This window comes from Paracoccus sp. P2 (assembly GCF_046335115.1).
Lineage (GTDB): Bacteria > Pseudomonadota > Alphaproteobacteria > Rhodobacterales > Rhodobacteraceae > Paracoccus > Paracoccus pantotrophus.
Window position 1 is genome coordinate 165744 of the sequence record NZ_JBGOSN010000001.1, and the last position, 23573, is coordinate 189316.

General features: G+C 67.8%; 20 protein-coding genes and 1 riboswitch. Of the genes, 11 read left to right on the forward strand and 9 right to left on the reverse strand.

Annotated elements, in window-relative coordinates; all coding sequences use genetic code 11:
* The gene (glcF, locus tag ACDP63_RS00795) at positions 1-1296 is read left to right on the forward strand and encodes a glycolate oxidase subunit GlcF (RefSeq protein WP_024842557.1); all 1296 of its coding nucleotides are present in this window, start codon (positions 1-3) and stop codon (positions 1294-1296) included.
* A 92-nt stretch (positions 1297-1388) separates the two neighbouring features.
* Here glcF and cysN read toward each other — a convergent pair whose 3' ends face one another.
* Positions 1389-3311, reverse strand: coding sequence for a sulfate adenylyltransferase subunit CysN (gene cysN, locus ACDP63_RS00800; protein ID WP_024842558.1), 1923 nt, complete (start codon positions 3309-3311; stop codon positions 1389-1391).
* A gap of 1 nt (position 3312) precedes the next feature.
* Positions 3313-4248 (reverse strand): sulfate adenylyltransferase subunit CysD, encoded by a 936-nt coding sequence (gene cysD, locus ACDP63_RS00805; protein ID WP_024842559.1) that lies wholly within the window; start codon positions 4246-4248, stop codon positions 3313-3315.
* Here cysD and ACDP63_RS00810 point away from each other — a divergent pair.
* The 8 genes from ACDP63_RS00810 to ACDP63_RS00845 all read left to right on the forward strand — a co-directional run bounded on the left by ACDP63_RS00810 (position 4229) and on the right by ACDP63_RS00845 (position 12351).
* A complete protein-coding gene (locus ACDP63_RS00810) occupies positions 4229-4606 on the forward strand; it encodes a hypothetical protein (RefSeq protein WP_147277954.1) in 378 nt (125 codons plus the stop codon). The two genes, cysD and ACDP63_RS00810, sit on opposite strands and share 20 nt — an antisense overlap.
* Before the next feature lie 96 nt (positions 4607-4702).
* Entirely contained in the window at positions 4703-6295 is a 1593-nt protein-coding gene (glpD, locus tag ACDP63_RS00815) for a glycerol-3-phosphate dehydrogenase (RefSeq protein WP_024842560.1), read from the forward strand.
* Between the two features lie 14 nt (positions 6296-6309).
* On the forward strand, positions 6310-7389 hold the full coding sequence (locus tag ACDP63_RS00820; protein ID WP_024842561.1) for an ABC transporter ATP-binding protein: 1080 nt from the start codon (positions 6310-6312) through the stop codon (positions 7387-7389).
* A gap of 1 nt (position 7390) precedes the next feature.
* Positions 7391-8476, forward strand: coding sequence for an ABC transporter ATP-binding protein (locus ACDP63_RS00825; RefSeq protein WP_024842562.1), 1086 nt, complete (start codon positions 7391-7393; stop codon positions 8474-8476).
* Positions 8476-9363, forward strand: a complete 888-nt coding sequence (locus ACDP63_RS00830) for a carbohydrate ABC transporter permease (RefSeq protein ID WP_024842563.1) — start codon at positions 8476-8478, stop codon at positions 9361-9363. The genes ACDP63_RS00825 and ACDP63_RS00830 overlap by 1 nt, the downstream gene beginning before the upstream one ends.
* Entirely contained in the window at positions 9363-10166 is an 804-nt protein-coding gene (locus ACDP63_RS00835; RefSeq protein WP_409927628.1) for a carbohydrate ABC transporter permease, read from the forward strand. The genes ACDP63_RS00830 and ACDP63_RS00835 overlap by 1 nt, the downstream gene beginning before the upstream one ends.
* On the forward strand, positions 10166-10591 hold the full coding sequence (locus ACDP63_RS00840) for a DUF2160 domain-containing protein (protein WP_024842565.1): 426 nt from the start codon (positions 10166-10168) through the stop codon (positions 10589-10591). Before ACDP63_RS00835 ends, ACDP63_RS00840 begins: the two co-directional genes overlap by 1 nt.
* A gap of 38 nt (positions 10592-10629) precedes the next feature.
* On the forward strand, positions 10630-12351 hold the full coding sequence (locus tag ACDP63_RS00845) for an ABC transporter substrate-binding protein (RefSeq protein ID WP_024842566.1): 1722 nt from the start codon (positions 10630-10632) through the stop codon (positions 12349-12351).
* Positions 12352-12505: 154 nt separating this feature from the next.
* Here the strand turns inward: ACDP63_RS00845 and ACDP63_RS00850 are convergent, their stop codons facing one another.
* Genes ACDP63_RS00850 through ACDP63_RS00870 form a run of 5 tightly spaced genes read right to left on the reverse strand, consistent with a single transcriptional unit; the run spans position 12506 to position 18018 of the window.
* A complete protein-coding gene (locus tag ACDP63_RS00850; protein WP_409927629.1) occupies positions 12506-13510 on the reverse strand; it encodes a DUF6925 family protein in 1005 nt (334 codons plus the stop codon).
* Positions 13507-14262, reverse strand: coding sequence for an ABC transporter ATP-binding protein (locus tag ACDP63_RS00855; protein WP_114669112.1), 756 nt, complete (start codon positions 14260-14262; stop codon positions 13507-13509). Before ACDP63_RS00855 ends, ACDP63_RS00850 begins: the two co-directional genes overlap by 4 nt.
* Positions 14263-14264: 2 nt before the next feature.
* Entirely contained in the window at positions 14265-15257 is a 993-nt protein-coding gene (locus ACDP63_RS00860) for a FecCD family ABC transporter permease (protein ID WP_024842569.1), read from the reverse strand.
* Positions 15254-16105 carry an ABC transporter substrate-binding protein gene (locus ACDP63_RS00865; protein ID WP_024842570.1) on the reverse strand — a complete coding sequence of 284 codons (852 nt, stop codon included), beginning with the start codon at positions 16103-16105 and terminating at the stop codon, positions 15254-15256. The genes ACDP63_RS00860 and ACDP63_RS00865 overlap by 4 nt, the downstream gene beginning before the upstream one ends.
* Entirely contained in the window at positions 16099-18018 is a 1920-nt protein-coding gene (locus tag ACDP63_RS00870; RefSeq protein WP_024842571.1) for a TonB-dependent receptor plug domain-containing protein, read from the reverse strand. The genes ACDP63_RS00865 and ACDP63_RS00870 overlap by 7 nt, the downstream gene beginning before the upstream one ends.
* Before the next feature lie 134 nt (positions 18019-18152).
* Positions 18153-18369: riboswitch (cobalamin riboswitch) on the reverse strand.
* 132 nt (positions 18370-18501) lie between these two features.
* Between ACDP63_RS00870 and ACDP63_RS00875 the strand changes: the two genes are divergently transcribed.
* Complete coding sequence (locus ACDP63_RS00875) at positions 18502-20277, forward strand: SLC13 family permease (RefSeq protein WP_024842572.1); 1776 nt, start codon at positions 18502-18504, stop codon at positions 20275-20277.
* A 9-nt stretch (positions 20278-20286) separates the two neighbouring features.
* Here ACDP63_RS00875 and ACDP63_RS00880 read toward each other — a convergent pair whose 3' ends face one another.
* A complete protein-coding gene (locus ACDP63_RS00880; protein ID WP_409927630.1) occupies positions 20287-21507 on the reverse strand; it encodes a PLP-dependent aminotransferase family protein in 1221 nt (406 codons plus the stop codon).
* A 114-nt stretch (positions 21508-21621) separates the two neighbouring features.
* On the opposite strand from ACDP63_RS00880, the gene ACDP63_RS00885 reads away from it, so the two are divergent.
* Positions 21622-22590, forward strand: a complete 969-nt coding sequence (locus ACDP63_RS00885) for a bile acid:sodium symporter family protein (protein ID WP_024842574.1) — start codon at positions 21622-21624, stop codon at positions 22588-22590.
* Here ACDP63_RS00885 and nrdF read toward each other — a convergent pair.
* Positions 22587-23558: a class 1b ribonucleoside-diphosphate reductase subunit beta gene (gene nrdF / locus ACDP63_RS00890; RefSeq protein WP_024842575.1), complete on the reverse strand. Its 972-nt coding sequence runs from the start codon at positions 23556-23558 to the stop codon at positions 22587-22589. The genes ACDP63_RS00885 and nrdF overlap by 4 nt on opposite strands.
* Between the last annotated feature and the right edge of the window lie 15 nt (positions 23559-23573).

Sequence of the window (23573 nt, forward strand, 5' to 3'; positions counted from 1 at the left end):
ATGCAGACCAATTTCACGCCCCAGCAACTGGCCGACCCCGGCACCGCCCGCGCCAACGAGATCCTGCGCAGCTGCGTCCATTGCGGCTTTTGCACCGCGACCTGCCCGACCTACAAGGTGCTGGGCGACGAGCTGGACAGCCCGCGCGGCCGCATCTACCTGATCAAGGACATGCTGGAGAACGGCAAGATCCCCGACGCCAAGACCGTCGGTCATATCGACCGCTGCCTCAGCTGCCTTTCCTGCATGACCACCTGCCCCTCGGGCGTGCATTACATGCATCTGGTCGATCACGCCCGCGAATATATCGAAAAGACCTATCGCCGCCCCCTGGGCGAGCGGGCGCTGCGCTGGCTTCTGGCGCGCATCCTGCCCTATCCGGGCCGTTTCCGGCTGGCGCTGATGGGCGCGAAGCTGGCGCGACCGTTTCGGCGGCTCGTGCCGGATGCGCGGCTGCGGGCGATGCTGGACATGGCGCCGAGGGACATTCCCCCGCCCAGCCTGAACGACCGCCCGCAGGTCTTTGCCGCCGAGGGGCCGCGCCGCAAGCGGGTGGCGCTGCTGATCGGCTGCGCGCAAAGGGCGCTGAACACCGACATCAACGACGCGACCATCCGCCTCTTGCGCCGGCACGGCTGCGAGGTGGTGATCCCGCGCGGCCTGGGCTGCTGCGGTGCGCTGACCCATCACATGGGCAAGACCGACGAAAGCCACGCCATGGCGGCCGCCAATATCCGCGCGCTGATGGCCGAGGTCGCGGGCGAGGGGCTGGACGCGGTGGTCATCAACACCTCGGGCTGCGGCACCACGGTCAAGGATTACGGGCATATGTTCGCGCATGACCCGCTGGCCGCGGATGCCGCGCGGGTCGCGGCCTTGGCCAGGGACATCACCGAGGTCATGGCCGATCTGGGCCTGCGCGAACCCGGCCATGCCGAGCCCTTGCGCGTCGGCTATCATGCCGCCTGCTCGTTGCAGCACGGCCAGCAGATCCGCGCGACGCCCAAGGAATTGCTGGCCGCCGCCGGCTTCACCGTGCTGGAGCCCAGGGATGCGCATATCTGCTGCGGCTCGGCCGGCACCTACAACCTGATGCAGCCGGCGATCTCGGCCGAACTGAAGCGCCGCAAGGTCGAGACGCTGGAGGCGCTGACCCCGCAGGTCATCAGCGCCGGCAATATCGGCTGCATGATGCAGATCGGCTCGGGCACCGGGGTGCCGGTCGTCCATACGGCCGAACTGCTCGACTGGGCCACCGGCGGGCCAAGGCCGCGGGCGCTGGCGGAAACGGCCTGACGCCGCCGCTTGGAAAAGCCCGACCCCGGCATGCGAACGGCGGCCGCAACCCGGCCGCCGTTCTTTTGTCTCATCCACGCAGGGGCGGGGCGTCAGCTCATCTCGCGCAGCACGTATTGCACGATACGCTCGGCCGCGTCCTCGGGCGTCAGCTCGACGGTGTTCACGGTCAGCTCGGCATTCTGCGGCTGCTCATAGGGGCTGTCGATGCCGGTGAAGTTCTTCAGCTGGCCCGACCGCGCCTTTTTATACAGCCCTTTGACATCGCGTGCCTCGGCCACCTCCAGCGGCGTGTCGACGAAGACCTCGACGAACTCGCCCGGCGCCATCAGGTCGCGCACCATCTGCCGCTCCGAGCGGAAGGGCGAGATGAAGGCGGTCAGCACGATCAGCCCGGCATCGGTCATCAGCCGCGCCACCTCGCCCACGCGGCGGATGTTTTCCACCCGGTCGGCATCGGTGAAGCCAAGGTCGCGGTTCAGCCCGTGGCGGATGTTGTCGCCGTCCAGCAGGAAGGTGTGCTTGCCCAGGGCATGCAGCTTTTTCTCGACGATATTGGCGATGGTCGACTTGCCCGAGCCCGACAGGCCGGTGAACCAGACCACGGCGGGCTTCTGGTTCTTCAGCGCCGCATGGGCATCGCGGTTCACGTCCAGCGCCTGCCAGTGGATGTTCTGCGACCGGCGCAGGGCGAAATGGATCATGCCCGCCGCCACCGTGGCATTGGTCATGCGGTCGATCAGGATGAAGCCGCCCAGGTCGGGGTTCTGGGCATAGGCCTCGAAGGGGATCGGCCGGTCGGTCGAGATGTTCACCACGCCGATCGCATTCAGCCCCAGCGTCTTGCTGGCCAGATGCTCCAGCGTGTTGACATTGACCTCGTATTTCGGCTCGGTGACGGTCGCGGTGACGGTCTGGGTGCCGATCTTCAGCAGGTAGGGGCGGCCCGGCAGCATCTCCTGCTCGGCCATCCAGACCAGCGTGGCCTCGAACTGGTCGGCGACCTCGCAGGGCTGGTCGGATTGCACGATCACGTCGCCGCGCGAGCAGTCGATCTCGTCGGCGAAGGTCAGCGTCACCGACTGGCCGGCAACGGCCAGGTCCAGCTCGCCGTCATAGGTGACGATGGACTTGACCGTGGTGGTCTTGCCCGAGGGCAGCACCCGGATCGCGTCGCCCGGCCGCACCATGCCCGCGCCGATCTGGCCGGCAAAGCCGCGGAAATCCAGGTTCGGCCGGTTCACCCATTGCACCGCCATGCGGAAGGGCTGGTCCAGCATGCGCGTGTCGCTGACCGGCGCCTCTTCCAGATGGCCCAGCAGCGTCGGGCCCTGATACCAGTGCATGTTGTCGCTGTGGCTGACGATATTGTCGCCCTTGAGCCCCGAGATCGGGATCGGCAGGAAGCTGTCCATGCCGATCTGCTTGGCGAAATGCGAATAATCCGCGACGATGTCGTAGAACCGCTCGGCCGAGTAATCGACCAGGTCCATCTTGTTCACCGCCAGCACCACGTTCTGGATGCCCAGCAGGTTCACCAGATAGCTGTGCCGCCGGGTCTGGGTCAGCACGCCCTGGCGCGCGTCGATCAGGATCACCGCAAGGTCGGCGGTCGAGGCACCTGTGACCATGTTGCGGGTGTATTGCTCATGGCCGGGCGTGTCGGCGACGATGAACTTGCGCTTGTCGGTGGCGAAAAAGCGATAGGCCACGTCGATGGTGATGCCCTGTTCGCGCTCGGCGGCCAGGCCGTCGACCAGCAGGGCGAAGTCGATCTCGCCGCCCTGGGTGCCCACGGCCTTGGAATCGCTTTCCAGGCTGGCAAGCTGGTCCTCGAAGATCATCTTGCTGTCATAGAGCAACCGGCCGATCAGCGTGGACTTGCCGTCATCGACCGAACCGCAGGTGATGAAGCGCAGCATGGTCTTGTGCTGGTGCTTCAGCAGATAGGCGTTGATGTCCTCGGCGATCAGCGTGTCCGTGACATAGACGGGGTTCTTCATCTCGTGGTTCATCTCAGAAATACCCCTCTTGCTTCTTTTTCTCCATCGAGGCCGACTGGTCGTGGTCGATGGCGCGGCCCTGCCGCTCGGACGTGGTGGTCAGCAGCATTTCCTGGATGACCTCGGGCAGGGTCTTGGCGTTCGATTCCACCGCGCCGGTCAGCGGATAGCAGCCCAGCGTGCGGAAGCGCACCGATTTCATCATCGGCTGCTCGCCGTCGCGCAGGCGGAAGCGGTCGTCGTCGACCATGATCAGCAGGCCGTCGCGTTCCACCACCGGCCGCAGGTCCGAGAAATACAAGGGCACGATGTCGATGTTTTCCAGGTGGATATACTGCCAGATGTCCAGCTCGGTCCAGTTCGACAGCGGGAAGACCCGGATCGATTCGCCCTTGCCCTTGCGGGTGTTGTAAAGCTTCCACAGCTCGGGGCGCTGGTTCTTGGGATCCCAGCGGTGGTTGGCCGAGCGGAACGAGAACACCCGCTCCTTGGCGCGCGATTTCTCCTCGTCGCGGCGGGCGCCGCCGAAGGCCACGTCGAAGTTGTATTGGCTCAGCGCCTGCTTCAGACCGTCGGTCTTCCACATGTCGGTATGCAGGCTGCCGTGGTCGAAGGGGTTGATGCCCTTTTCCATCGCCTCGGGGTTGTGGTGGACGATCAGCTCCATGCCCGCCTGCGCCGCGGCGCGGTCGCGCAGCTCGTACATGGCGCGGAACTTCCAGGTGGTATCCACGTGCAGAAGCGGGAAGGGTGGCGGGGCCGGGTAGAATGCCTTCTTCGCCAGATGCAGCATGCAGGCCGAATCCTTGCCCACCGAATAGAGCATCACCGGATTGTCGGCCGTTGCCACGACCTCGCGCATGATCTGGATGCTTTCGGCTTCAAGCCGCTGAAGATGGGTCAGCGTGGCCACCTGACCCCCGGTTTCTATGACGGATTGGCTGTTCATCTGGTCGGCCCTTGTTCTAGGATGCGCCGTCCTTGCCAGATTTTCCCGGCAAGACCAAGCCCGGCGCTGGCAAAACGGCGTCACTTTGCCGCATCGCCGGCATTGTTGCTGCATTGCGGCAACGTCGGGCCGGGTGAAAGGGCCGTGCGCGGGCGTGAAAATGCCTTTCTACCTGCGGTTGCTGCGGCCGTATGATTCTAAAACGTTCGTTTCAGTTCGTTCCTGGTGGCTGATGGGCGCCTGCCTGCGCGACCCTGCAGGAAAAACCGCGCATTCCATCGCCGATTCCTTGCTGCAAGCGCAATATTTCGCCGCGTATCATGCTGCATTGCCGCAGATATTCATTCGTTTATCGTAAAAACGATCATAAGCGAAAATTTTCGCTTGACCGGAGTCACGAAGCCGTTACACCTTTCGGCTATCGACGGACGCGCAGCGACGGGGAGGGATCGGCGTGCCGGCACCAACGCGGCCCCAGGCCGACCTTTTCATCATCGGCGGTGGAATCAACGGCTGCGGCATCGCGCGCGACGCGGCGGGGCGCGGGCTTTCGGTCACGCTGGCCGAGATGGGCGACCTGGCGCAGGCGACCTCCTCGGCATCGACCAAGCTGTTCCATGGCGGGCTGCGCTATCTGGAGTTCTTCGAATTCCGCCTGGTGCGCGAGGCGCTGGAGGAGCGCGAGACCCTGCTGGCCGCGATGCCGCATATCTCCTGGCCGATGCGCTTCGTGCTGCCCTGGTCGCCCGACATGCGCTTCGAGGCCGACACGCCGACCTCGCGCATCCTGTCCTGGACCATGCCCTGGCTGCGCGGCCGCCGGCCGGCCTGGCTGATCCGGCTGGGGCTGTTCCTTTACGACAACCTGGGCGGGCGCAAGATCCTGCCGGGAACCAGGCGGCTGGACCTGTCCCGCGATCCGCTGGGCCTGCCGCTGAAGCCGGGCTTTCGGCTGGGCTGGGAATATTCCGATTGCTGGGTGCAGGATTCGCGTCTGGTGGTGCTGAACGCCCGCGATGCGCGGGCGCGCGGCGCCACCATCCTGACCCGCACCCGCGTCACCCGTGCCGAGCGCGCGGACGGGCTGTGGCGCATCACCACCGAGGGGCCGGGGGGCACGCGCATCCACCACGCCCGCGCGCTGGTCAATGCCGGCGGGCCCTGGGTCGAGGACGTGATCCGCAACGTCGCGCATATCCCCTCGGCCGAGGGCGTGCGGCTGGTGCGCGGCAGCCATATCGTCGTGCCGCAGCTTTACGACCACGACCGCTGCTATTTCTTCCAGGGCACGGACGGGCGGATCATCTTCGCGATTCCCTTCGAGGAAGATTTCACCCTGATCGGCACCACCGACATGGACCATCGCGGCCCCCCCGGCGAGGCGCGCTGCACCGAGGAAGAGCGCGACTATCTCTGCGCCTTCGCCAGCCGCTATTTCGCCCGCCCGGTGACGCCCGACCAGGTGGTCTGGACCTATTCCGGGGTGCGGCCGCTTTACGACGATGGTGCCAAATCGGCCACGGCGGCGACGCGGGACTATGTCCTCAGCCTGCAGGATGGCGAGGCGGGCGGGGCGCCGCTGCTCAATGTCTTCGGCGGCAAGATCACCACCTATCGCCGGCTGGCCGAGGGCGCGCTGGCCAGGCTCGCACCCTTCTTTCCGCAGGCGGGCGGGGACTGGACCGCGCGGGTGCCGCTGCCGGGCGGCGATTTCCCGGTGGACGGGGTCGAGGCCCTGGTCGCGCAGTTGCAGGCGCGCCATCCCTTCCTGTCGCCACGGCTGTCGCGCCGGCTGGTGCGCAGCTACGGCACCGAGTCCTTCCTGCTGCTCGATGGCGCCGCAAGCCTCGGGGATCTGGGCCGCGATTTCGGCGCCGGGCTGACCGAGGCCGAGGTGATGTGGTTGATCCGCCATGAATTCGCCCAGACCGCCGAGGACATCCTGTGGCGCCGCACCAAGCTGGGCCTGCACATGACCGAGGCGCAGCGCCGCGAGCTGGAGGCCTTCGTGGACCGGCACCACGCCGCCCATTCGGCAGCGGAATAGGGGGAGGACGGGCCGTGCTGGACTTGCAGGGCGTATCGCGGTCGGTCGGCGGCCGGGCGCATATCCATCCCACCAGCCTGACCTTGCAAAGGGGCAGCATGAACGTGCTGCTGGGGCCGACGCTGTCGGGCAAGACCAGCCTGATGCGGCTGATGGCGGGGCTGGACCAGCCGACGACCGGCCGCATCCTCTGGGACGGGCGGGACGTGACCGGCCAGCGGGTGCAGGACCGCGGCATCGCCATGGTCTATCAGCAATTCATCAACTATCCCGGCCTTTCGGTCTATGAAAACATCGCCTCGCCCCTGCGCATCCTGCGCCGGCCGCGGGACGAGATCGACCGCAAGGTGCGCGAGACCGCCGAGATGCTGCGCCTGACGCCGATGCTGGCGCGCAAGCCGCTGGAGCTTTCGGGCGGCCAGCAGCAACGCTGCGCCCTGGCCCGCGCGCTGGTCAAGGGCGCCGGGCTGGTGCTGCTGGACGAGCCGCTGGCGAATCTCGACTACAAGCTGCGGGAAGAGCTGCGGATCGAGATCCCGCGCATCTTCGAGGCGTCGGGCGCGATCTTCGTCTATGCCACCACCGAGCCCGAGGAGGCGCTGCTCTTGGGCGGCCATACCGCGACGCTGTGGCAGGGCCGGGTGACGCAGTTCGGCCCGACGCCCACGGTCTATCGCCAGCCGGTCGATGCGACCACGGCGCGGGTGTTCAGCGACCCGCCGATGAATTTCGTCGCCGCCCGCAAGCAGGGCGATGCCGTCAGCTTCGGCGACAGCGCGCTGGCTTCGGGCGGTTTCGCCGACCTGGCCGACGGCGCCTATCTGGCCGGGTTCCGCGCCAACCACCTGTCGCTGGCCCGGCACGGAACGGCGGCGGTTGCTTTCGCCTGCACGCTCGTCGGGACCGAGATCACCGGCTCGGAAACCTTCGTCCATGTCGAGCATGGCGCCGACCGCTGGGTCGGGCTGGTCGAGGGCGTGCATCCCTTGACCCCCGGCCAGCCGCTGACGGTCTGGCTGGACCCGGCGCATGTCTATCTGTTCGACGCGTCCGGGCGGCTTGCCGCTCCGGCCGCCTATGCGAGGGCGGCCTGACATGGCGCGGATCTCCCTGCAGAACCTGGCCCACAGCTACCTTCCCCATCCCCGGTCCGAGGCGGATTACGCGCTCAAGCAGATGGACCATGTCTGGCAGGATGGCGGCGCCTATGCGCTGCTGGGCGCCTCGGGCTGCGGCAAGACCACGCTTCTGAACATCATCTCGGGGCTTCTGACCCCCAGCCAGGGCCGGGTGCTGTTTGGCGAGCGCGACGTGACCGCGGCCCCCACGGCCGAGCGCAACATCGCCCAGGTGTTCCAGTTCCCGGTGGTCTACGACACCATGACGGTGCGCGACAACCTGGCCTTCCCGCTGAGGAACCGCGGCAAGGACGCCGCCTATGTCAAGGCGCGGGTGGACCAGATCGCCCGCATGATCGGCATGGAGGCATGGCTGAACCGCAAGGCGCAGGGCCTGACCGCCGATGCCAAGCAGAAGATCAGCCTGGGGCGCGGCATGGTGCGCGAGGACGTGAACGCGATCCTGTTCGACGAGCCGCTGACCGTCATCGACCCGCAGATGAAATGGGAACTGCGCACCCAGCTCAAGGAACTGCACCGCCAGTTCGGCCATACCATGATCTACGTCACCCACGACCAGACCGAGGCGCTGACCTTTGCCCAGCAGGTCGTGGTCATGCATGAGGGCCGCGTGGTGCAGATGGGCACGCCCGAGGAACTGTTCGAAAAGCCCGCCCATACCTTCGTGGGCTATTTCATCGGCTCGCCCGGCATGAACTTCCTCGATGCCGCGCTGCAGGGCGACCGCGCCCTGCTGCCCGGCGGCGAGGCGGTGGCGCTGGGGGCGCATTATCCCCCGGTCGCGGGCCGGGTGCAGATCGGCATCCGCCCCGAACATGCCAGGCTGGTGGCCGGCGGCGGGCTGGCCCTGACCATCCGCCGCATCGAGGACGTGGGCCGGCATCGGCTGGTGCGCGGCGAGGTGGCGGGCCGGCCGCTGAACGTGGTCATGCCCGAGGGCCTGCCGGTCGAGGGCCTGCCGCAGGTCGCCTTCGCGCCGGGCAAGATCAACGTCTATGCCGACGACTGGCGCGTCGCGCCGCTGGATGAGGGGGCCGGCTGATGGAAAAGACCCAGAACAACAAGGCCTGGTTTCTGGTCCTGCCGGTGCTGGTCGTGGTCGCCTTTTCGGCGGTGATCCCGCTGATGACGGTGGTGAACTATTCGGTGAACGACACGTTCGGCAACAACGCCTTCTTCTGGGCGGGGCTCGAATGGTTCGACGAGATGGTGCATTCCCGCCGCCTGCACGGGGCGCTGGGACGGCAGGCGCTGTTCTCCGCCATCATCCTGGCCATCGAGGTGCCGCTGGGCATCTTCGTGGCGCTGAACATGCCCAAGAAGGGCTTCTGGTCCAGCCTGGTGCTGGTGCTGATGGCGCTGCCCCTGCTGATCCCCTTCAATGTCGTGGGCACGATCTGGCAGATCTTCGGCCGCACCGACATCGGCCTGCTGGGGCGGGGGCTCAAGGCGCTGGGGCTGGACTACAACTACACGAATGATCCGATCGACGCCTGGATCACCGTGATCGTCATGGATGTCTGGCACTGGACCAGCCTGGTCGCGCTGCTCTGCTATGCCGGTCTGCAATCCATCCCGCAGGCCTATTACCAGGCCGCCCGGATCGACCAGGCCAGCCGCTGGGCGGTGTTTCGCTACATCGAGCTGCCCAAGATGAAGGGCGTGCTGCTGATCGCCGTGCTGCTGCGCTTCATGGACAGCTTCATGATCTATACCGAGCCCTTCGTCGTCACCGGCGGCGGGCCCGGCAACTCGACCACCTTCCTGTCCATCGACCTGGTGAAGATGGCGGTGGGGCAGTTCGACCTCGGTCCCGCCGCCGCCTTCTCGATCATGTATTTCCTGGTGATCCTGCTGGTCAGCTGGGTGTTCTACACCGTCATGACCAATATCGACCGCCGCCAGGACGACATCCCGGAGGGCATGTGATGCGCGTGAAGCCCTCGGCCCTGGTGATGCTGATCTACCTGCTGTTCCTGCTGGTGCCGATCTACTGGCTGGTCAACATGAGCCTCAAGACCAATGCCGAGATCACCGGCACCTTCAGCCTTTATCCGCACAACCTGACCCTGCGGAACTATCGGGTGATCCTGACCGATCCCAGCTGGTACATGGGCTATGTGAACTCGATCATCTACGTGGTGATGAACACGGTGATTTCCGTCGCCGTGGCGCTGCCCGCCGCCTATGCCTTCAGCCGCTACAGCTTCATGGGCGACAAGCACCTGTTCTTCTGGCTCTTGACCAACCGCATGTCGCCGCCGGCGGTCTTTGCGCTGCCCTTCTTCCAGCTTTATTCCTCGGTCGGGCTTTTCGACACGCATATCGCGGTGGCGCTGGCGCATTGCCTGTTCAACGTGCCGCTGGCGGTCTGGATCCTGGAAGGCTTCATGCGCGGCGTCCCGAAGGAGATCGACGAGACCGCCTATATCGACGGCTACAGCTTCCCGCGCTTCTTCGTCAGGATCTTCATGCCGCTGATCGCCAGCGGGATCGGGGTCGCGGCCTTCTTCTGCTTCATGTTCAGCTGGGTCGAGCTGCTCTTGTCGCGCACGCTGACCTCGGTGAATGCCAAGCCCATCGCGGCGACGATGACGCGCACGGTTTCCGCAAGCGGCATGGATTGGGGCGTGCTGGCGGCGGCGGGGGGGCTGACCATCATTCCCGGCGCCTTGGTCATCTGGTTCGTGCGCAACTACATCGCCAAGGGCTTTGCCCTGGGGAGGGTCTGATGTCCGACGCCGCCATCCCGACGCACAAGCGCATCGCCTGGCCGGCGATCTATGCCGGGGCCGCCCTGCTGATGGGCGCGATCCTGGGCCTGCTGGTCTTGGCCACGCCGGTCAGGGACGGGGCCAGGGACTGGACCGGCCCGATGGTTCCCGGCGGCTGGATGGCCTGGACCTTTCCGGTGGCGCTGTTCTTCTGGGTGATCGCCAGCCTGCTGGTCTTGTTCACCATCCTGGCCATCCGCTTTCCGGAAACCCCGCGCCGCGGCATCCTGCGCATCGAGACGACGCGCGGCGACCGGTTGTTCATCTCGCTTCTCGGCTCGGCCTTCATCTGCCTGGGCTGGCTGTTCTTCGCAGGCCCGCCGCTGTGGTGGGGGCTCGCGCTCTGCCTCGTTTATGCCGCGGCGGTGTTCCGCTGGGTCTGACGGGGATCGGGAAACGGTGTCTCATCAGGGAGGAAAACATGAGACCGATGCAAAGGACCACGGCCATGGCGCTTGCGCTGATGGTCATGGGCGCGCCCGCCTGGGCGGACATGGAGGCGGCCAAGAGGTTCCTTGACGCCGAGATCGGCGATCTGTCCTCGCTTTCGCGCGAGGACCAGGAAAAGGAGATGCAATGGTTCATCGACGCCGCGCAGCCGCTGGCGGGGATGGAGATCAAGGTGGTCTCGGAAACCATCACCACGCATGAATACGAGGCCAAGGTGCTGGCGCCGGCCTTCACCGCCATCACCGGCATCCGGGTCACCCACGACCTGATCGGCGAGGGCGACGTGGTCGAGAAGCTGCAGACCCAGATGCAGACCGGCGAGAACATCTATGACGCCTATGTCAACGACAGCGACCTGATCGGCACGCATTGGCGTTATCAGCAGGCGCGCAGCCTGACCAGGTGGATGGAGGAGGAGGGCAAGGATTTCACCAGCCCGACGCTGGACCTTGACGATTTCATCGGGCTGGAGTTCACCACCGCCCCGGACGGCGAGCTCTACCAGCTGCCCGACCAGCAATTCGCCAACCTCTACTGGTTCCGCTACGACTGGTTCAACGACCCGAAGACCCAGGAGGATTTCAAGGCGAAATACGGCTACGACCTGGGCGTGCCGGTCAACTGGTCGGCCTATGAGGACATCGCCGAGTTCTTCACCGGCCGCGACATGTCCTATGTCGAGGGCGGCCCGACCAGGGCCTGGGGCAACATGGATTACGGCAAGAAGGATCCCAGCCTCGGCTGGCGCTATACCGATGCCTGGATGTCCATGGCCGGCATGGGCGACAAGGGCGAGCCGAACGGGCTGCCGGTCGACGAATGGGGCATCCGCGTCGACGAGAACTCGCGCCCCGTCGGTTCCTGCGTGGCGCGGGGCGGGGCGACCAACGACGCGGCGGCGGTCTATGCCGTGACCAAGGCCATCGACTGGCTCAAGAAATACACTCCGCCCGAGGCCATGGGCATGACCTTCGGCGAGGCGGGGCCGGTCCCGGCGCGCGGCGATATCGCCCAGCAGATGTTCTGGTACACCGCCTTCACCGCCGATATGGTCAAGCCCGGCACGCCGGTGATGAACGAGGACGGCACGCCGAAATGGCGCATGGCGCCCAGCCCGCACGGCGCCTATTGGTCCGAGGGCACCAAGATCGGCTATCAGGACGTGGGCTCCTGGACGCTGATGAAATCGACGCCGGTGGATCGCGCGCAGGCCGCCTGGCTTTACGCGCAATTCGTGACCTCGAAGACCGTGGACGTGAAGAAATCCCATGTCGGGCTGACCTTCATCCGCGAATCGACGATCCAGGACCAGTCCTTTACCGAACGCGCGCCGCAGCTTGGCGGGCTGGTCGAGTTCTATCGCTCGCCCGCCCGCGTGCAATGGTCGCCGACCGGCACCAATATCCCCGATTATCCGAAGCTTGCGCAGCTCTGGTGGCAGAACATCGGCGACGCGCTTTCCGGTGCCAAGACCCCGCAAGAGGCGCTGGACGCGCTTTGCGCCGAGCAGGAGCGGGTGCTGGAGCGGCTGGAGCGCGCCGGCGTGCAGGGCGACCTGGGCCCCAAGATGAACGAGGAAAAGGATCCGCAGGAATGGCTGGCCGCCGAGGGCTCGCCCGTCGGCCCGCTGGAGAACGAAAAGCCGCAGGGCGAGACGATCTCCTATGACGAGCTGCTGAAGTCCTGGCAGTAATCGGCCTTGCGGGGCGGGGCTTCGGCCTCGCCCCTTTCCCTCGGGCCCAAGCCAGGCCGGAACCGCCGCCCTTGACCAGGGCGGCACCGACCGCCGCGGGGATGAAAAAAGCGCCGTCAGGGCCAGGCGGCGGCCCGCCCCGCCTTTGCGGCGGTCAGTGGCCGGGTGCGTCCTGATCCGCGGGCGCCGCGTCGCGGTCGAAAGCCGCGCGCCATTGCGACAGCAGCGCCGAGGGTCCGTCCCGGCGTTCGGCCTGGCGCAGCGCGATGCGCAGCGCGGCGCGGGCATGGCGGTCGCCGGGCTCGGCCAGGGCCGAGGGCGGCTCGCCCGCTTCCAGCGCCGCCCAGACCCGTGCCTTCAGAGCATGGCGTTCGGCATCGCCCCAATCGGCCAGCATGGCCTGGAAATCGGCAAAGGCGGTGGCGTCGAAATCGCGGTCCTGGCCCAGGCTGTCCATGACCGGGCTGGTCGGATGCAGCCCGGCGACCGGCACCAGCCCGGGCGGGATCGGCGTATTCGCCGAATGGGTGCGGCCGGTGCGCAAAAGCTGCGGCAGGATATGCGTATGCGGCCCGACGGGCGAGATGCCGCCGGTATCGGGCCCGCCGATCTTCTGCCAGACCTCGATGCGCCCGATGCGGGTCAGTGCCACGCGATGCGGATGGGCGGGCAGGATCGCCGCCATGGCGCGGCTTTCCGGGTCGAGGACCGAGCGGCCGCATTCCGCCCGCAGCCGTGTGACCAGCACCGGATCGTCGCTGCGGATGCAGAAATCCACCTGCGGCTGGTCCAGGCCCAGGTCGAACAGCACCGCCCCGCGATCCTGGTCGCGCAGCGCGCCCGCATCGGGGCCAAGCTCGGTCAGCACCCGGCGCCGCGCCGTGCCCAGCCGCCCCTCGGGCAGGCAGAGCGAGACGCCCTGCTGCCAGCGATGCGGGCGCGGGCTCAGCGCCTCCCAGGCGATGGGGGTCAGGTCGGCCAGGTCGTCCAGCCGCACCCCTCCGCGTTCGGTGACGATGCCGCAGCCCTCCAGCGGCTGCGGCGGCGGATCGCCCGCGACATGGTGGAACTCGGCGATGGCCCCGAAGGAGCCCATGGACCATCCCGCCCCGGTATCGGTCATCAGCGTGCCCAGCCGGTCCGCCAGCATGTCGGTCATCGGTCCTCTCCCTCAATGGTGCCGAGCGGCTGGAACAGGATGCCGCCGGGGCCCTGCGCCAGATGGGCGGTGATGCCGAAGACGCGGGCGAGGTTTTCGGCGGTCAGCACCGCCTGGGGCGGGCCGTCGGCGGCGATCCGGCCCTGGTGCAGCATGACGAGCCGCGTGCAATGCCGCGCCGCCAGCCCTAGGTCGTGCAGCGAGGCCAGCACCGCATGACCCCGGTCGGCCAGCCGGGAAAACAGCCGCATCGCGTCGATCTGCGCGGCCGGGTCGAGGCCCGCGATGGGCTCGTCGGCGATCAGCAGCGGGGTTTCCTGGGCGAGCGCGCGGGCGATCAGGGTGCGGGCCTGCTCGCCCCCCGACAATTCGGTGGCGCGGCGGTGGCGCAAGGGGCTCAGGTGCAGCGCCGCGATGGCGCGCTCGATCGCGGCGCGGTCTTCTGCGCTGGCGGAATGCGGATGCGCGATGCGGCCAAGCGCCACCAGCGCCTCGACCGGCATCGGCCAGGCGATCTCGCGGCCCTGCGGCATATAGGCGGCGGCGCGGGCGCGCTCGCGCACCGAAAGCCTTGCCAGCGAGGAATGGCCCCGCGCCGGCAAGAGCCCCAGCGCCGCGCGCAGAAGCGTGGTCTTGCCGGCGCCGTTCGGACCAAGCAGGCCCACGAACTCGCCCGCGCCGATGCTGAGGTCGATGCCGTCCAGCACCGCCTGGCCGCCGCGGTCGAGCGAAAGGGCGCGAAGCTCCAGCATGGTCACAGCCCCTCGCGCCGGGTTTTCAGGATCAGGTGCAGGAAGAAGGGTGCGCCGACCAGCGCCGTGAGCACCCCGAGCTTCAGGTCGCGACCCGGTGCCAGCCAGCGCACCGCGATGTCGGCGGCCAGCACCGTGGCCGCGCCCCCCAGCGCCGCCGCCGGGACCAGCCGTGCCGGGCTGGCGCCGACGGCACGGCGCAGCACATGCGGCACCACCAGCCCGACGAAGCCCACCGTGCCGGCGACCGCCGTGGCGCCGCCGATCAGCGCCGCGATGCCCGCGACCAGCATCAGCCGCAGCCGGCCCAGGTGCACACCGCTGGAGGCCGCCGCGTCCTCGCCCAGCGTCAGGGCCTCGAGCGCGGGGCGCATGGGCCAGAGCAGGGCGAAGCCCAGCAGCATGAAGGGTGCCGCGATCCAGACATGCAGCATCGAACGGTCAGCCAGCGAGCCCATCATCCAGAACACGATCTCATTGATGGCAAAGGGATTGGGCGACAGGTTCAGCACCAGCGAGGTCGCGGCCCCCGCCAGCGCCGAGATGGCGATGCCGGCCAGGATCAGCGCCAGCGTGCCGCCGCGCGGCCCGGCAAGCATCAGCACCAGCAGCACCGACAGCGCCGCGCCCGCCAGCGCCGCCAGCGGCAGGCCCAGGGGAAAGGCGGCGGAAAGCCCGGTCTGGATCGCCAGCACCGCCCCCAGCGCGGCCGAGGCGCTGGTGCCGATCAGCCCCGGCTCGGCCAGCGGGTTGCGCAGGAAGCCTTGCAGCACCGCACCCGCCATTCCCAGCGCCGCCCCGACCATCAGCCCCAGGATGGCGCGCGGCAGGCGCAATTCGCGCATCACCAACGCCAGCAGGTCGTCGCCGCCGCGAAACAGCGCGGCCAGGCTTTCACCGGGACCGATGCCGGCCGGGCCGGTCAGCAGCGAGGCCAGGAACAGCGCCGCGACCAGCGCGGAAAGCCCGGCGAAAAGCAGGCCCTGCCGGTTCATGGCGCGTCCCGCAGGGCCAGCCGCGCGTCGCGCAGCCCCGCCACGGCACGCAGGATGAAGGGAGTGCCGCAGATCCAGTCGGGGTCCGAGATGACCTCGGCCGGCCTGCCCCGGCTCAGCGCCTTCAGCGCCGGGTGGTCCAGCATCTCCTGCGCGCGGGCATGGCCGTCGTAGCGGCGGCCCTCGATCAGCAGGTCGGGATCGGCAAGCAGCAGCGATTCCAGCGCCAGCGTCCCGCCTGCCGGCAGGCCGAGTTCATCGGCGATATTGTCGAATCCGGCCAGATCCACGATCTGCCCGGCCAGGCTGTCGCGGCCGGAACTGTAGCCGTTGGCCATGTAAAGCGCCGCGCGCGGCCGCGGCCCCGGCGGCGCATCGGCCAGCCGCGCCAGGTCGGCGTCGAAACGCGCCAGCATCGCTTGGGCCTGGGCCTCGCGCCCCAGCACCTCGCCCATACGGCGGATATTGGCGCGGATGCCGGCGATGTCGGTTTCGATCGGGAACATCTCGACCGGGATCTCCAGGCGCTTGAGCAGCCGGATGGTCTCGGGCGTGGACCATGCCCCGGCCAGCACCAGATCGGGCCGCATCAGGAAGATTTCCTCGGCCAGGCCGTGGTTGACAGGCAGCCGCGCCGCCTGATCCGCCATGGCCGAGGCGGTCGGATCCTGCGCCAGATAGGAGACCGAGACCAGCTGGCCCGGCGCCGCCAGCATCATCGCCAGCTGGTCGGTGCAGAGGTTCATCGACAGCACCCGGCGCGGCGGCTCGGCCGCGGCGGGCTGGAAAAATCCCGGCAGGATCAGGCCGGCCAGAAGGCCGGCGACAAGGCCGAGCCGCCTTACCATTTCGCCGTCAGGCCGGCGTAAAGGGTGCGGCCCTGACCGTAATAGCCCCAGGATTCGGAATAGTCCCGGTCGAACAGGTTCACCACGCGGCCTGTCAGGCGCAGGTTTTCGGTCAGGTCATAGCCGGCGGCCAGGTTGACGGTGACGTAATCGGGCAATTCGGTGGTCGGCGGGCTGTAGTTCCTGAACCATTCCGCGTCGTAACTGCTGCCGGCATAGCGCAGATCGGCTGTGACCGAACCGCGCCCCTGCGCAATATCGGCCGTCGCGCGCAGGCCAAGCAGGTGGCGGGGCTGGCGCACGACGGGCTGGTCGTCCTCTGTGCGGGCATCCGTGTAGGTATAGGTCGCGCCCAGCCGAAGCCAGTCGGTCGCTTCATATTCCAGGTCGGCCTCGAACCCCTTGCGCTTGCTGGTGCCGTCAAGGTTTTGCGACGTGTTGCCGGTCCCGATGATCATATCCTCGACCTTGCTGGTGAAAAGCGTCACTCCCAGCGCGCCCCGCCCCGCGGCAAAGTTCCAGTCGGCGCCGATTTCCTGGCTGCGGCTGGTTTCGGGCGTCAGATCGGCATTGCCGTCATAGCTGCCCGGCGCATAGCCATAAAGTTCGAACATGGTGGGATTGACGATGGCTTTGCCGGCCGCTGCGCGCAGACGCAGGTCGCGGCCGGGCACCTGCCATGCCGCGGCGATGTTCCAGGTGGTCGCATGGCGGAAATCGTCGTTGAAATCGCGCCGCATGCCGGCCTGGACGCCGATCCCGTTGTCGAACTGTCCCTGATATTCCAGAGAGGCCGATTTCGTGTCGCGCTCGTACCGGCCGCCCGATGCAAAGGAGTTCTCGTAGATCTCGCGTTTCTTCTGCACCGCCACATTCAGCTTTTGCGCGGCATCGCGGGCATTGCCGCCATCCAGCGCCCAACTGCCGGTATATTTGAAGTTCCGCAGCCGCGAGGCGTCGCTGTAATCCGGCAGGCCGCCGTTGAAATGCGCCGTGTTCTGGTTGGCGCCAGAGACGGCAAAGCGGTTGAGCAGCCTGCCGCCGAAAGCTTCGCCTTCCAGCCACAGCGAACCATAGGTTTCGTCCCGGTCGGCGGTCAGCGGTGCGTCGACGATATAGTCGTCGGGCGAATCCACGAAAGAGACGGCCCGGTCATAACCGTATTCCTGCCAGATGCGCCTAAGCGTGAAACCGACGGTCGCGCTTTCGGTCAGATCATATGAGCCGTTCAGGCCCAGCACGCGCTGCCGGTTGAACTCGGTATCCCCGCCGGGGCTGCGCGATTCGTCCTCGCCATCGGTGCGGCGCGCCACCGCGGACAGGCTGATGCTGCCGCGCCCGTCCCCCGCCTGCACAAAGGCGCTGGCGGTGCGGGTGTCCAACCCGCCGATCTCGACCGTGCCGCCATAGCCCGGCCCCTGCGCAGAGGCGCGACGGGTGGTGATCGAGATGACGCCGGATGCGGCATTGGCGCCGTAGATGGCGGATTGCGGGCCGCGCAGCACCTCGATGCGCTCGATGTCCTCGGCCAGCATGCCGCTGAAGATATAGTCGCCGTTGCCGGGGGAATTGGCCTCGACCCCGTCGATCAGCACCAGCACGTGATTGGATTCGCCGCCGCGGATGCGGATCTTGGCCACCGTTTCGCCGGTCGAGGTGACGGAAAGTCCGGGGACCGTGCGCAAAGCGTCCTGGACGGTGATGACCCGGCGGCTTTGCAGGTCTTCGCTGGTCAGCACGGTATGGGCGCGGCCATAGGCGCTTTCGGCCACCGGCGACAGGCCGGCGGACAGGACCAGGGTGTCAAGCACGACCTGGTCCTGGACCTGCTGGCCCGTGGCGGCACAGGGCAACAGGGCGGCGGGCAGTACGGCGGCGGTTGTGGCCAGCAGCGAAAGCGGGGTTCTGAACATTCCAAAGCCTTTCCAACGCGGGCGTTCGGCCCGCGATTTGCAGAAATGCCCTGTGGAAAGGCTGGCAGGCCCGACCGCAGGACGGTGATCGTCACCTCTGCGGAACGGCCGCTTTCCAGACGCGCCCCGCGCCGGAAATGGGTGATCGCCACGGCAGGTCTCCTGGCTCGCGGATCGCTGCTCGGGCCGGCCTTCCCAGGAGATCCCAGTGGCACGTTCGACCGTCGCTCACCGCTTACAGTTGCGGGGGCAGCCCCGGCCTTGCCCCGGCCGCATCGCGGCCCATGGGCGCACCGGTGTTCCCTTTTGATCCGGCGCAGATCCGCCGGAACCGTAGCGGCCCTGCATTGCCGCAGCCGGGCAAGGGCTGTCAAGCGCCAATCCGGTGCCGCCGGGCGGCCGCGACAACCTGTCCTGCCGCGGAACCGCCCGCCGGCCTGCGGCATTGGATAGCGTATCCGACGAAAGGGAGGGTCAAGCCACATGGCCATGCCGCAGCTCCTGGCCGTGCTGATCCTTTGCGCGATGATGGTGCTGTTCGTCTGGGGGCGGCTGCGCTACGACGTGGTGGCGATGATCGCGCTGCTGGCCTCGCTGGTGGCGGGCACGGTCAAGCCGGACGAGGCGTTCCGCGGCTTCAGCGACGATATCGTCATCATCGTCGGCAGCGCGCTGGTGGTCAGCGCCGGCATCTCGCGCTCGGGCGTGATCGAGGCGGTGATACGCCGGCTGCTCGGGCGGTTGCGGGCCCTGCGCTGGCAGCTGCTGGTGCTGGTCGGCTCGGTCACGGGCCTGTCGGCGCTGGTCAAGAACATCGGCGCGCTGGCCATGCTGATGCCCGCCGCGCTGAAGATGGCGCGGCGCTCGGGGCATTCGCCCTCGGCCTATCTGATGCCGATGGCCTTCGGCTCGCTCCTGGGTGGGCTGATCACGCTGGTCGGCACCTCGCCCAACATCATCGTCTCGCGGGTGCGCGAGCAGATGACGGGCCAGCCCTTCACCATGTTCGACTATGCGCCGGTCGGCCTCGGGTTGTCGCTGGTGGGGCTGGTCTTTCTGCTTTTCGCCCATCGGCTGCTGCCGCGCGACCGCCGTGCCACGGCCTCGCTGAGCGAGGCGGTGAACATCAGCGACTATCACACCGAAGCCACCGTCCCCGAGGGCGCCGATATCGTCGGCATGACGGTGGGCGACTATCTGGGCGCCGTCGATGGCGAGGTGGCCGTCACCGGGCTGATCCGGGGCGACGTCCGTCGCGCGGTGACACTGCCCGACACGGTGATCCGCGTCGGCGACACGCTGCTTCTGCGCGGCGAGCCGAATGCGTTGGAACGCGCCGTGACCAAGCTGGGCATGGAACTGACCCGGCAGGATGCGGCCGCCGAGGAGGGCCTGCCTGCCGACCAAATCGGTGTGATCGAGGCGGTGATCGCGCCCGCCTCGCTGCTGGTGGGGCAAAGCGTGGGGCGGATCGCGCTTTTCGACCAGCATGGCGTGAACCTGATCGCCATCTCGCGCGCCGGGCATCGCATGACCCAGCGGCTCAGCCAGACGGTGCTGGCGGCGGGCGACGTGCTGCTGGTGCAGGGGCCGATCGACCGCCTGCCCGAGCGGATGCGGGTGCTGGGTCTCTTGCCCCTGGCCGAGCGCCATATCCGGCTGGGCGGGGTGCGCAAGCAATTGCTGCCGGTGCTGATCCTGACGGTCGCCATGGCGGCGACGGCGGCGGGGCTGGTGCCTGTCGCCATCGCCTTCTTCGCCGCCGCCGTGCTGATGATCCTGACCGGCACGATCAGCGCCGAGGAGGCTTACGAGGCCATCGAATGGCCGATCCTGGTCATGCTGGGCGCGCTGATCCCGGTCAGCGAGGCGCTGCAAAAGACCGGCGTGACCGAGCTTCTGGGCGCCTGGCTGTCGCAGGCGGCGATGGGCCTGCCGGTCTGGGGTGCGGTGACGCTGATCCTGGTCGCGGCCATGGCGGTCACGCCCTTTCTGAACAATGCCGCGACCGTGCTGGTCATGGCGCCGATCGCGGCGACCTTTGCCAGCGAACTCGGCTATCGGCCCGATGCCTTCCTGATGGCGGTGGCGGTGGGGGCAGGCTGCGACTTCCTGACCCCCATCGGGCATCAGTGCAACACGCTGGTCATGGGGCCGGGCGGCTATCGCTTTGGCGATTACGCCCGGCTGGGCGCGCCGCTGTCGGTGCTGGTGGTGCTGACCGGCGTGCCGCTGATCCTGATGGTCTGGCCGGTGTGACGGGCGGCTTCAGCCCGCCTCGGCCAGCGCGGCGCGGATGGCGCGGGCCAGGCGGCGGCAGCCCTCCTCCAGCCGCTCGGGCGGGTTCAGGGTAAAGTTCAGCCGCAGCGAACGGCGGTCCAGCCCCTCGGGATCGAAGGCGCTGGAGGGCGAGATGCAGACCCCCTCGGCCATCGCGTGATGCAGCAGCCGGTCGGTATCCAGCCGCGGATCGCGCGCCGTGGCCCAGACGAACATGCCGCCGACCGGCACCTGCCAGTCCAGCTCGCCCGCCAGATGCGCCTGCAGGGCGGCGCAAAGCGCGTCGCGCCGGGCGCGATAGATCGCCAGCACCTCGGGGCGGATGCGGTCGGTGATCCCCGCCTGCAACGCGCGCAGCGCCAGCATCTGCGACAGGCCGCTGGTGCACATGTCCGAGCCCTGCTTGGCGGTGGCCAGCGCCACGATCATCTCGGGGGCGGCGATCACCCAGCCGATGCGCAGCCCCGGCGCCAGTTCCTTGGAGAGCGAGCCCATGTAGACCACCGGCCCGCCATAGGGGCCGGGCCGCTCGGCCGCCGACAGTTCGAGCAGCCGGGGCAGCGGCTCGCCTTCGTAGTAAAGCGCGCCATAGGGGTCGTCCTCGATCAGCCAGGTGCCGGTGGCATGGGCGGCGGCGACCAGCGCCTGCCGCTCGGGCAGTGCCACCAGCCGGCCGCTGGGATTCGAAAAATTCGGCACCGTATAGGCGAATTGCGCCCCCGCCAGCGCGGCATGGGGGTCGAAATCGTTGCCTTCGATCCGCATGGGCCGATAGCGCGGCGCATGCGGCATCCAGGCGTCCAGCGCCCCCAGATAGGCCGGGCTTTGCGCCGCGACCGTCCCGCCCGGTTCCAGCAGCACCTTGCCCATCAGCTCCAGCGCCTGCATGCCGCCGGTGGTGATCAGCACGTTCTCGCGCGACAGCCGCAGCGCCTCGGTCGAGAAGCGGGCGGCGATCAGGTCGCGCAGCGCCGGCAGGCCGGGGATCGGGCCATAGCCCAGCGTCTCGTCCGGGTGGTTGCGGATCGCCTCGGCGGCAAGATCGGCCAGTTCCGCGACCGGCCAGACCGAGGGCTCGGGCAGGCCGCCGGCAAGGTTGACCAGGTCGGGCACCTGGCCGGCCGCCAGGAAGACCGAGGTCACGTCATTGCTGCGGGACAGCCAGGGGGCGAAAGCGGGGCGCATGGTCGGAACGGTTTGGTCGGGCATGACCCTGCTGTGACCGTTTTTTGCCAGCGGGGCAAGCGTCATGGCATTCCGCCGGCGGCTTGTGCCGGGCCCCGATGTATATCAGACAGGGGCGAACGCGCGACGGGGAAGACCATGCAGGCATTGAAACGGATCGGCATCGACACCTACATGCTGCTGCTGATCGGCATGGTGCTGCTGGGGCTGCTGTTGCCCGCCCGCGGCATGGCGGCCGAGATCCTGCGCGGTGCGACCTTCTGGGCGGTGACGCTGCTGTTCTTCCTCTACGGCGCCAAGCTCGATCCGGCCTCGGTCCGGGCGGGGCTCTTGAACCTGCGGCTTCAGGGCCTGACCTTCGGCGCCACCTATGCGCTGTTCCCGGCCCTGGGCATCCTGCTGGCCATCCTGTTCGGCCGCGTGCTGGGCCCTGAACTGACGCTGGGACTGCTGTTCCTGGCCGTGCTGCCCTCGACGGTGCAAAGCTCGATCGCCTTCACCTCGATCGCGGGTGGCAACGTGCCGGCGGCGATCTGCGCCGCCTCGCTGTCGAACCTGGTGGGTGTGGTGCTGACGCCGCTGCTGGTCACGCATCTTCTGCATCAGGAGGGCGGCGGCGCCAGCCTGGACGCCATCCAGAAGATCGCGGTGCAGATCCTGCTGCCCTTCGTCGCAGGGCAATTGCTGCGGCGCTGGATCGGCGGCTTCGTCCAGCGCCACCGGCTCATGACCATGGTGGTGGACCGGGGCTCGATCCTGCTCATCGTCTATTCCGCCTTCGGCGCCGGCACCGTCGCGGGCATCTGGTCGGCGATCCCGCTGCCCGGGCTGGTGCTGTGCTTCCTGGTCACTGCGCTGCTGCTGGCCCTGGTCATGGGGGGCATGGTGGGCGCCGGGCGGCTGTTCCGCCTGCCGCCCCAGGACCAGGCGGTGCTGTTCTTCTGCGGCTCGACCAAGAGCCTCGCCAGCGGGCTGCCCATCGCCACGGCGATCTTCCCGGCGGCGACGGTGGGCGCTACCGTGCTGCCGGTGATGATCTATCACATGACGCAGCTGCTGGTCTGCTCGGCCATCGCGCAGCGGCTGGCGCGCAACCCGCGCGCCTAGAAGTCCCAGTCCTCATCCTCGGTCGCGACCGCCTTGCCGATGACATAGCTCGACCCCGAGCCGCTGAAGAAATCGTGGTTCTCGCTGTCAGGGGACAGGGCGGCCAGGATCGCCGGGTTGACCTCGCAGGCCTGCGGCGGGAACAGCGCCTCGTAGCCCAGGTTCTGCAAGGCCTTGTTGGCGTTGTAATGCAGGAAGGCCTTGACGTCCTCGGTCAGCCCGATGCCGTCATAAAGCTCGGCGGTGTATTTCGTCTCGATATCGTAGAGATCGAAGATCTGCGAAAAGGCGAAATCCTTCAGCGCCGCGCGCTCGGCCTCGCCCAGCCGCTCCAGCCCGCGCTGGTACTTGTAGCCGATGTAATAGCCATGCACAGCCTCGTCGCGGATGATGAGGCGGATCAGGTCGGCGGTATTGGTCAGCTTGGCGCGGCTCGACCAGTACATCGGCAGGTAGAAGCCGGAATAGAACAGGAAGCTTTCCAGGAACACGCTGGCGATCTTGCGCTTCAGAGGGTCCGAGCCGGCCTGGTATTCCTCCAGCACCAGCCGCGCCTTCTGCTGCAGATGCGGGTTTTCCTCGGCCCAGCGAAAGGCCGCGTCCACCTCGGGCGTCAGGCACAGCGTCGAGAAGATCGAGGAATAGGACCGCGCATGCACCGCCTCCATGAAGGCGATGTTGGACAGCACCGCCTCCTCATGCGGGGTCAGCGCATCGGGCATCATCGCCGGTGCGCCCAGGGTGTTCTGGATCGTGTCCAGAAGCGTCAGCCCGGTAAAGACGCGGATGGTCAATTCGCGCTCCTCGGGGCGCAGCGTGGCCCAGCTCTGCACGTCATTGGACAGCGGCACCTTCTCGGGCAGCCAGAAGTTCACCGTCAGCCGGTTCCAGACCTCCAGATCCTTCTCGTCCTCCAGCCGGTTCCAGTTGATCGCCCGCAGGGGCGTCCGCTGCGCATGGTCCTTCATCCGAAGAGCCTTTCT

What these genes read in the sequence shown, in the direction of transcription:
- ACDP63_RS00860 (WP_024842569.1), bottom strand. Translation starts at nt 15,257, where the DNA reads ATGAACCGGCAGGGCCTGCTTTTCGCCGGGCTTTCCGCGCTGGTCGCG.
- nrdF (WP_024842575.1), bottom strand. Translation starts at nt 23,558, where the DNA reads ATGAAGGACCATGCGCAGCGGACGCCCCTGCGGGCGATCAACTGGAAC.
- ACDP63_RS00835 (WP_409927628.1), top strand. Translation starts at nt 9,363, where the DNA reads ATGCGCGTGAAGCCCTCGGCCCTGGTGATGCTGATCTACCTGCTGTTC.
- ACDP63_RS00830 (WP_024842563.1), top strand. Translation starts at nt 8,476, where the DNA reads ATGGAAAAGACCCAGAACAACAAGGCCTGGTTTCTGGTCCTGCCGGTG.
- ACDP63_RS00875 (WP_024842572.1), top strand. Translation starts at nt 18,502, where the DNA reads ATGGCCATGCCGCAGCTCCTGGCCGTGCTGATCCTTTGCGCGATGATG.
- ACDP63_RS00845 (WP_024842566.1), top strand. Translation starts at nt 10,630, where the DNA reads ATGAGACCGATGCAAAGGACCACGGCCATGGCGCTTGCGCTGATGGTC.
- ACDP63_RS00880 (WP_409927630.1), bottom strand. Translation starts at nt 21,507, where the DNA reads ATGCCCGACCAAACCGTTCCGACCATGCGCCCCGCTTTCGCCCCCTGG.
- ACDP63_RS00850 (WP_409927629.1), bottom strand. Translation starts at nt 13,510, where the DNA reads ATGACCGACATGCTGGCGGACCGGCTGGGCACGCTGATGACCGATACC.
- cysD (WP_024842559.1), bottom strand. Translation starts at nt 4,248, where the DNA reads ATGAACAGCCAATCCGTCATAGAAACCGGGGGTCAGGTGGCCACGCTG.
- cysN (WP_024842558.1), bottom strand. Translation starts at nt 3,311, where the DNA reads ATGAACCACGAGATGAAGAACCCCGTCTATGTCACGGACACGCTGATC.
- ACDP63_RS00840 (WP_024842565.1), top strand. Translation starts at nt 10,166, where the DNA reads ATGTCCGACGCCGCCATCCCGACGCACAAGCGCATCGCCTGGCCGGCG.
- ACDP63_RS00810 (WP_147277954.1), top strand. Translation starts at nt 4,229, where the DNA reads ATGACGGATTGGCTGTTCATCTGGTCGGCCCTTGTTCTAGGATGCGCC.
- ACDP63_RS00885 (WP_024842574.1), top strand. Translation starts at nt 21,622, where the DNA reads ATGCAGGCATTGAAACGGATCGGCATCGACACCTACATGCTGCTGCTG.
- ACDP63_RS00825 (WP_024842562.1), top strand. Translation starts at nt 7,391, where the DNA reads ATGGCGCGGATCTCCCTGCAGAACCTGGCCCACAGCTACCTTCCCCAT.
- glcF (WP_024842557.1), top strand. Translation starts at nt 1, where the DNA reads ATGCAGACCAATTTCACGCCCCAGCAACTGGCCGACCCCGGCACCGCC.
- ACDP63_RS00855 (WP_114669112.1), bottom strand. Translation starts at nt 14,262, where the DNA reads ATGCTGGAGCTTCGCGCCCTTTCGCTCGACCGCGGCGGCCAGGCGGTG.
- ACDP63_RS00865 (WP_024842570.1), bottom strand. Translation starts at nt 16,105, where the DNA reads ATGGTAAGGCGGCTCGGCCTTGTCGCCGGCCTTCTGGCCGGCCTGATC.
- ACDP63_RS00870 (WP_024842571.1), bottom strand. Translation starts at nt 18,018, where the DNA reads ATGTTCAGAACCCCGCTTTCGCTGCTGGCCACAACCGCCGCCGTACTG.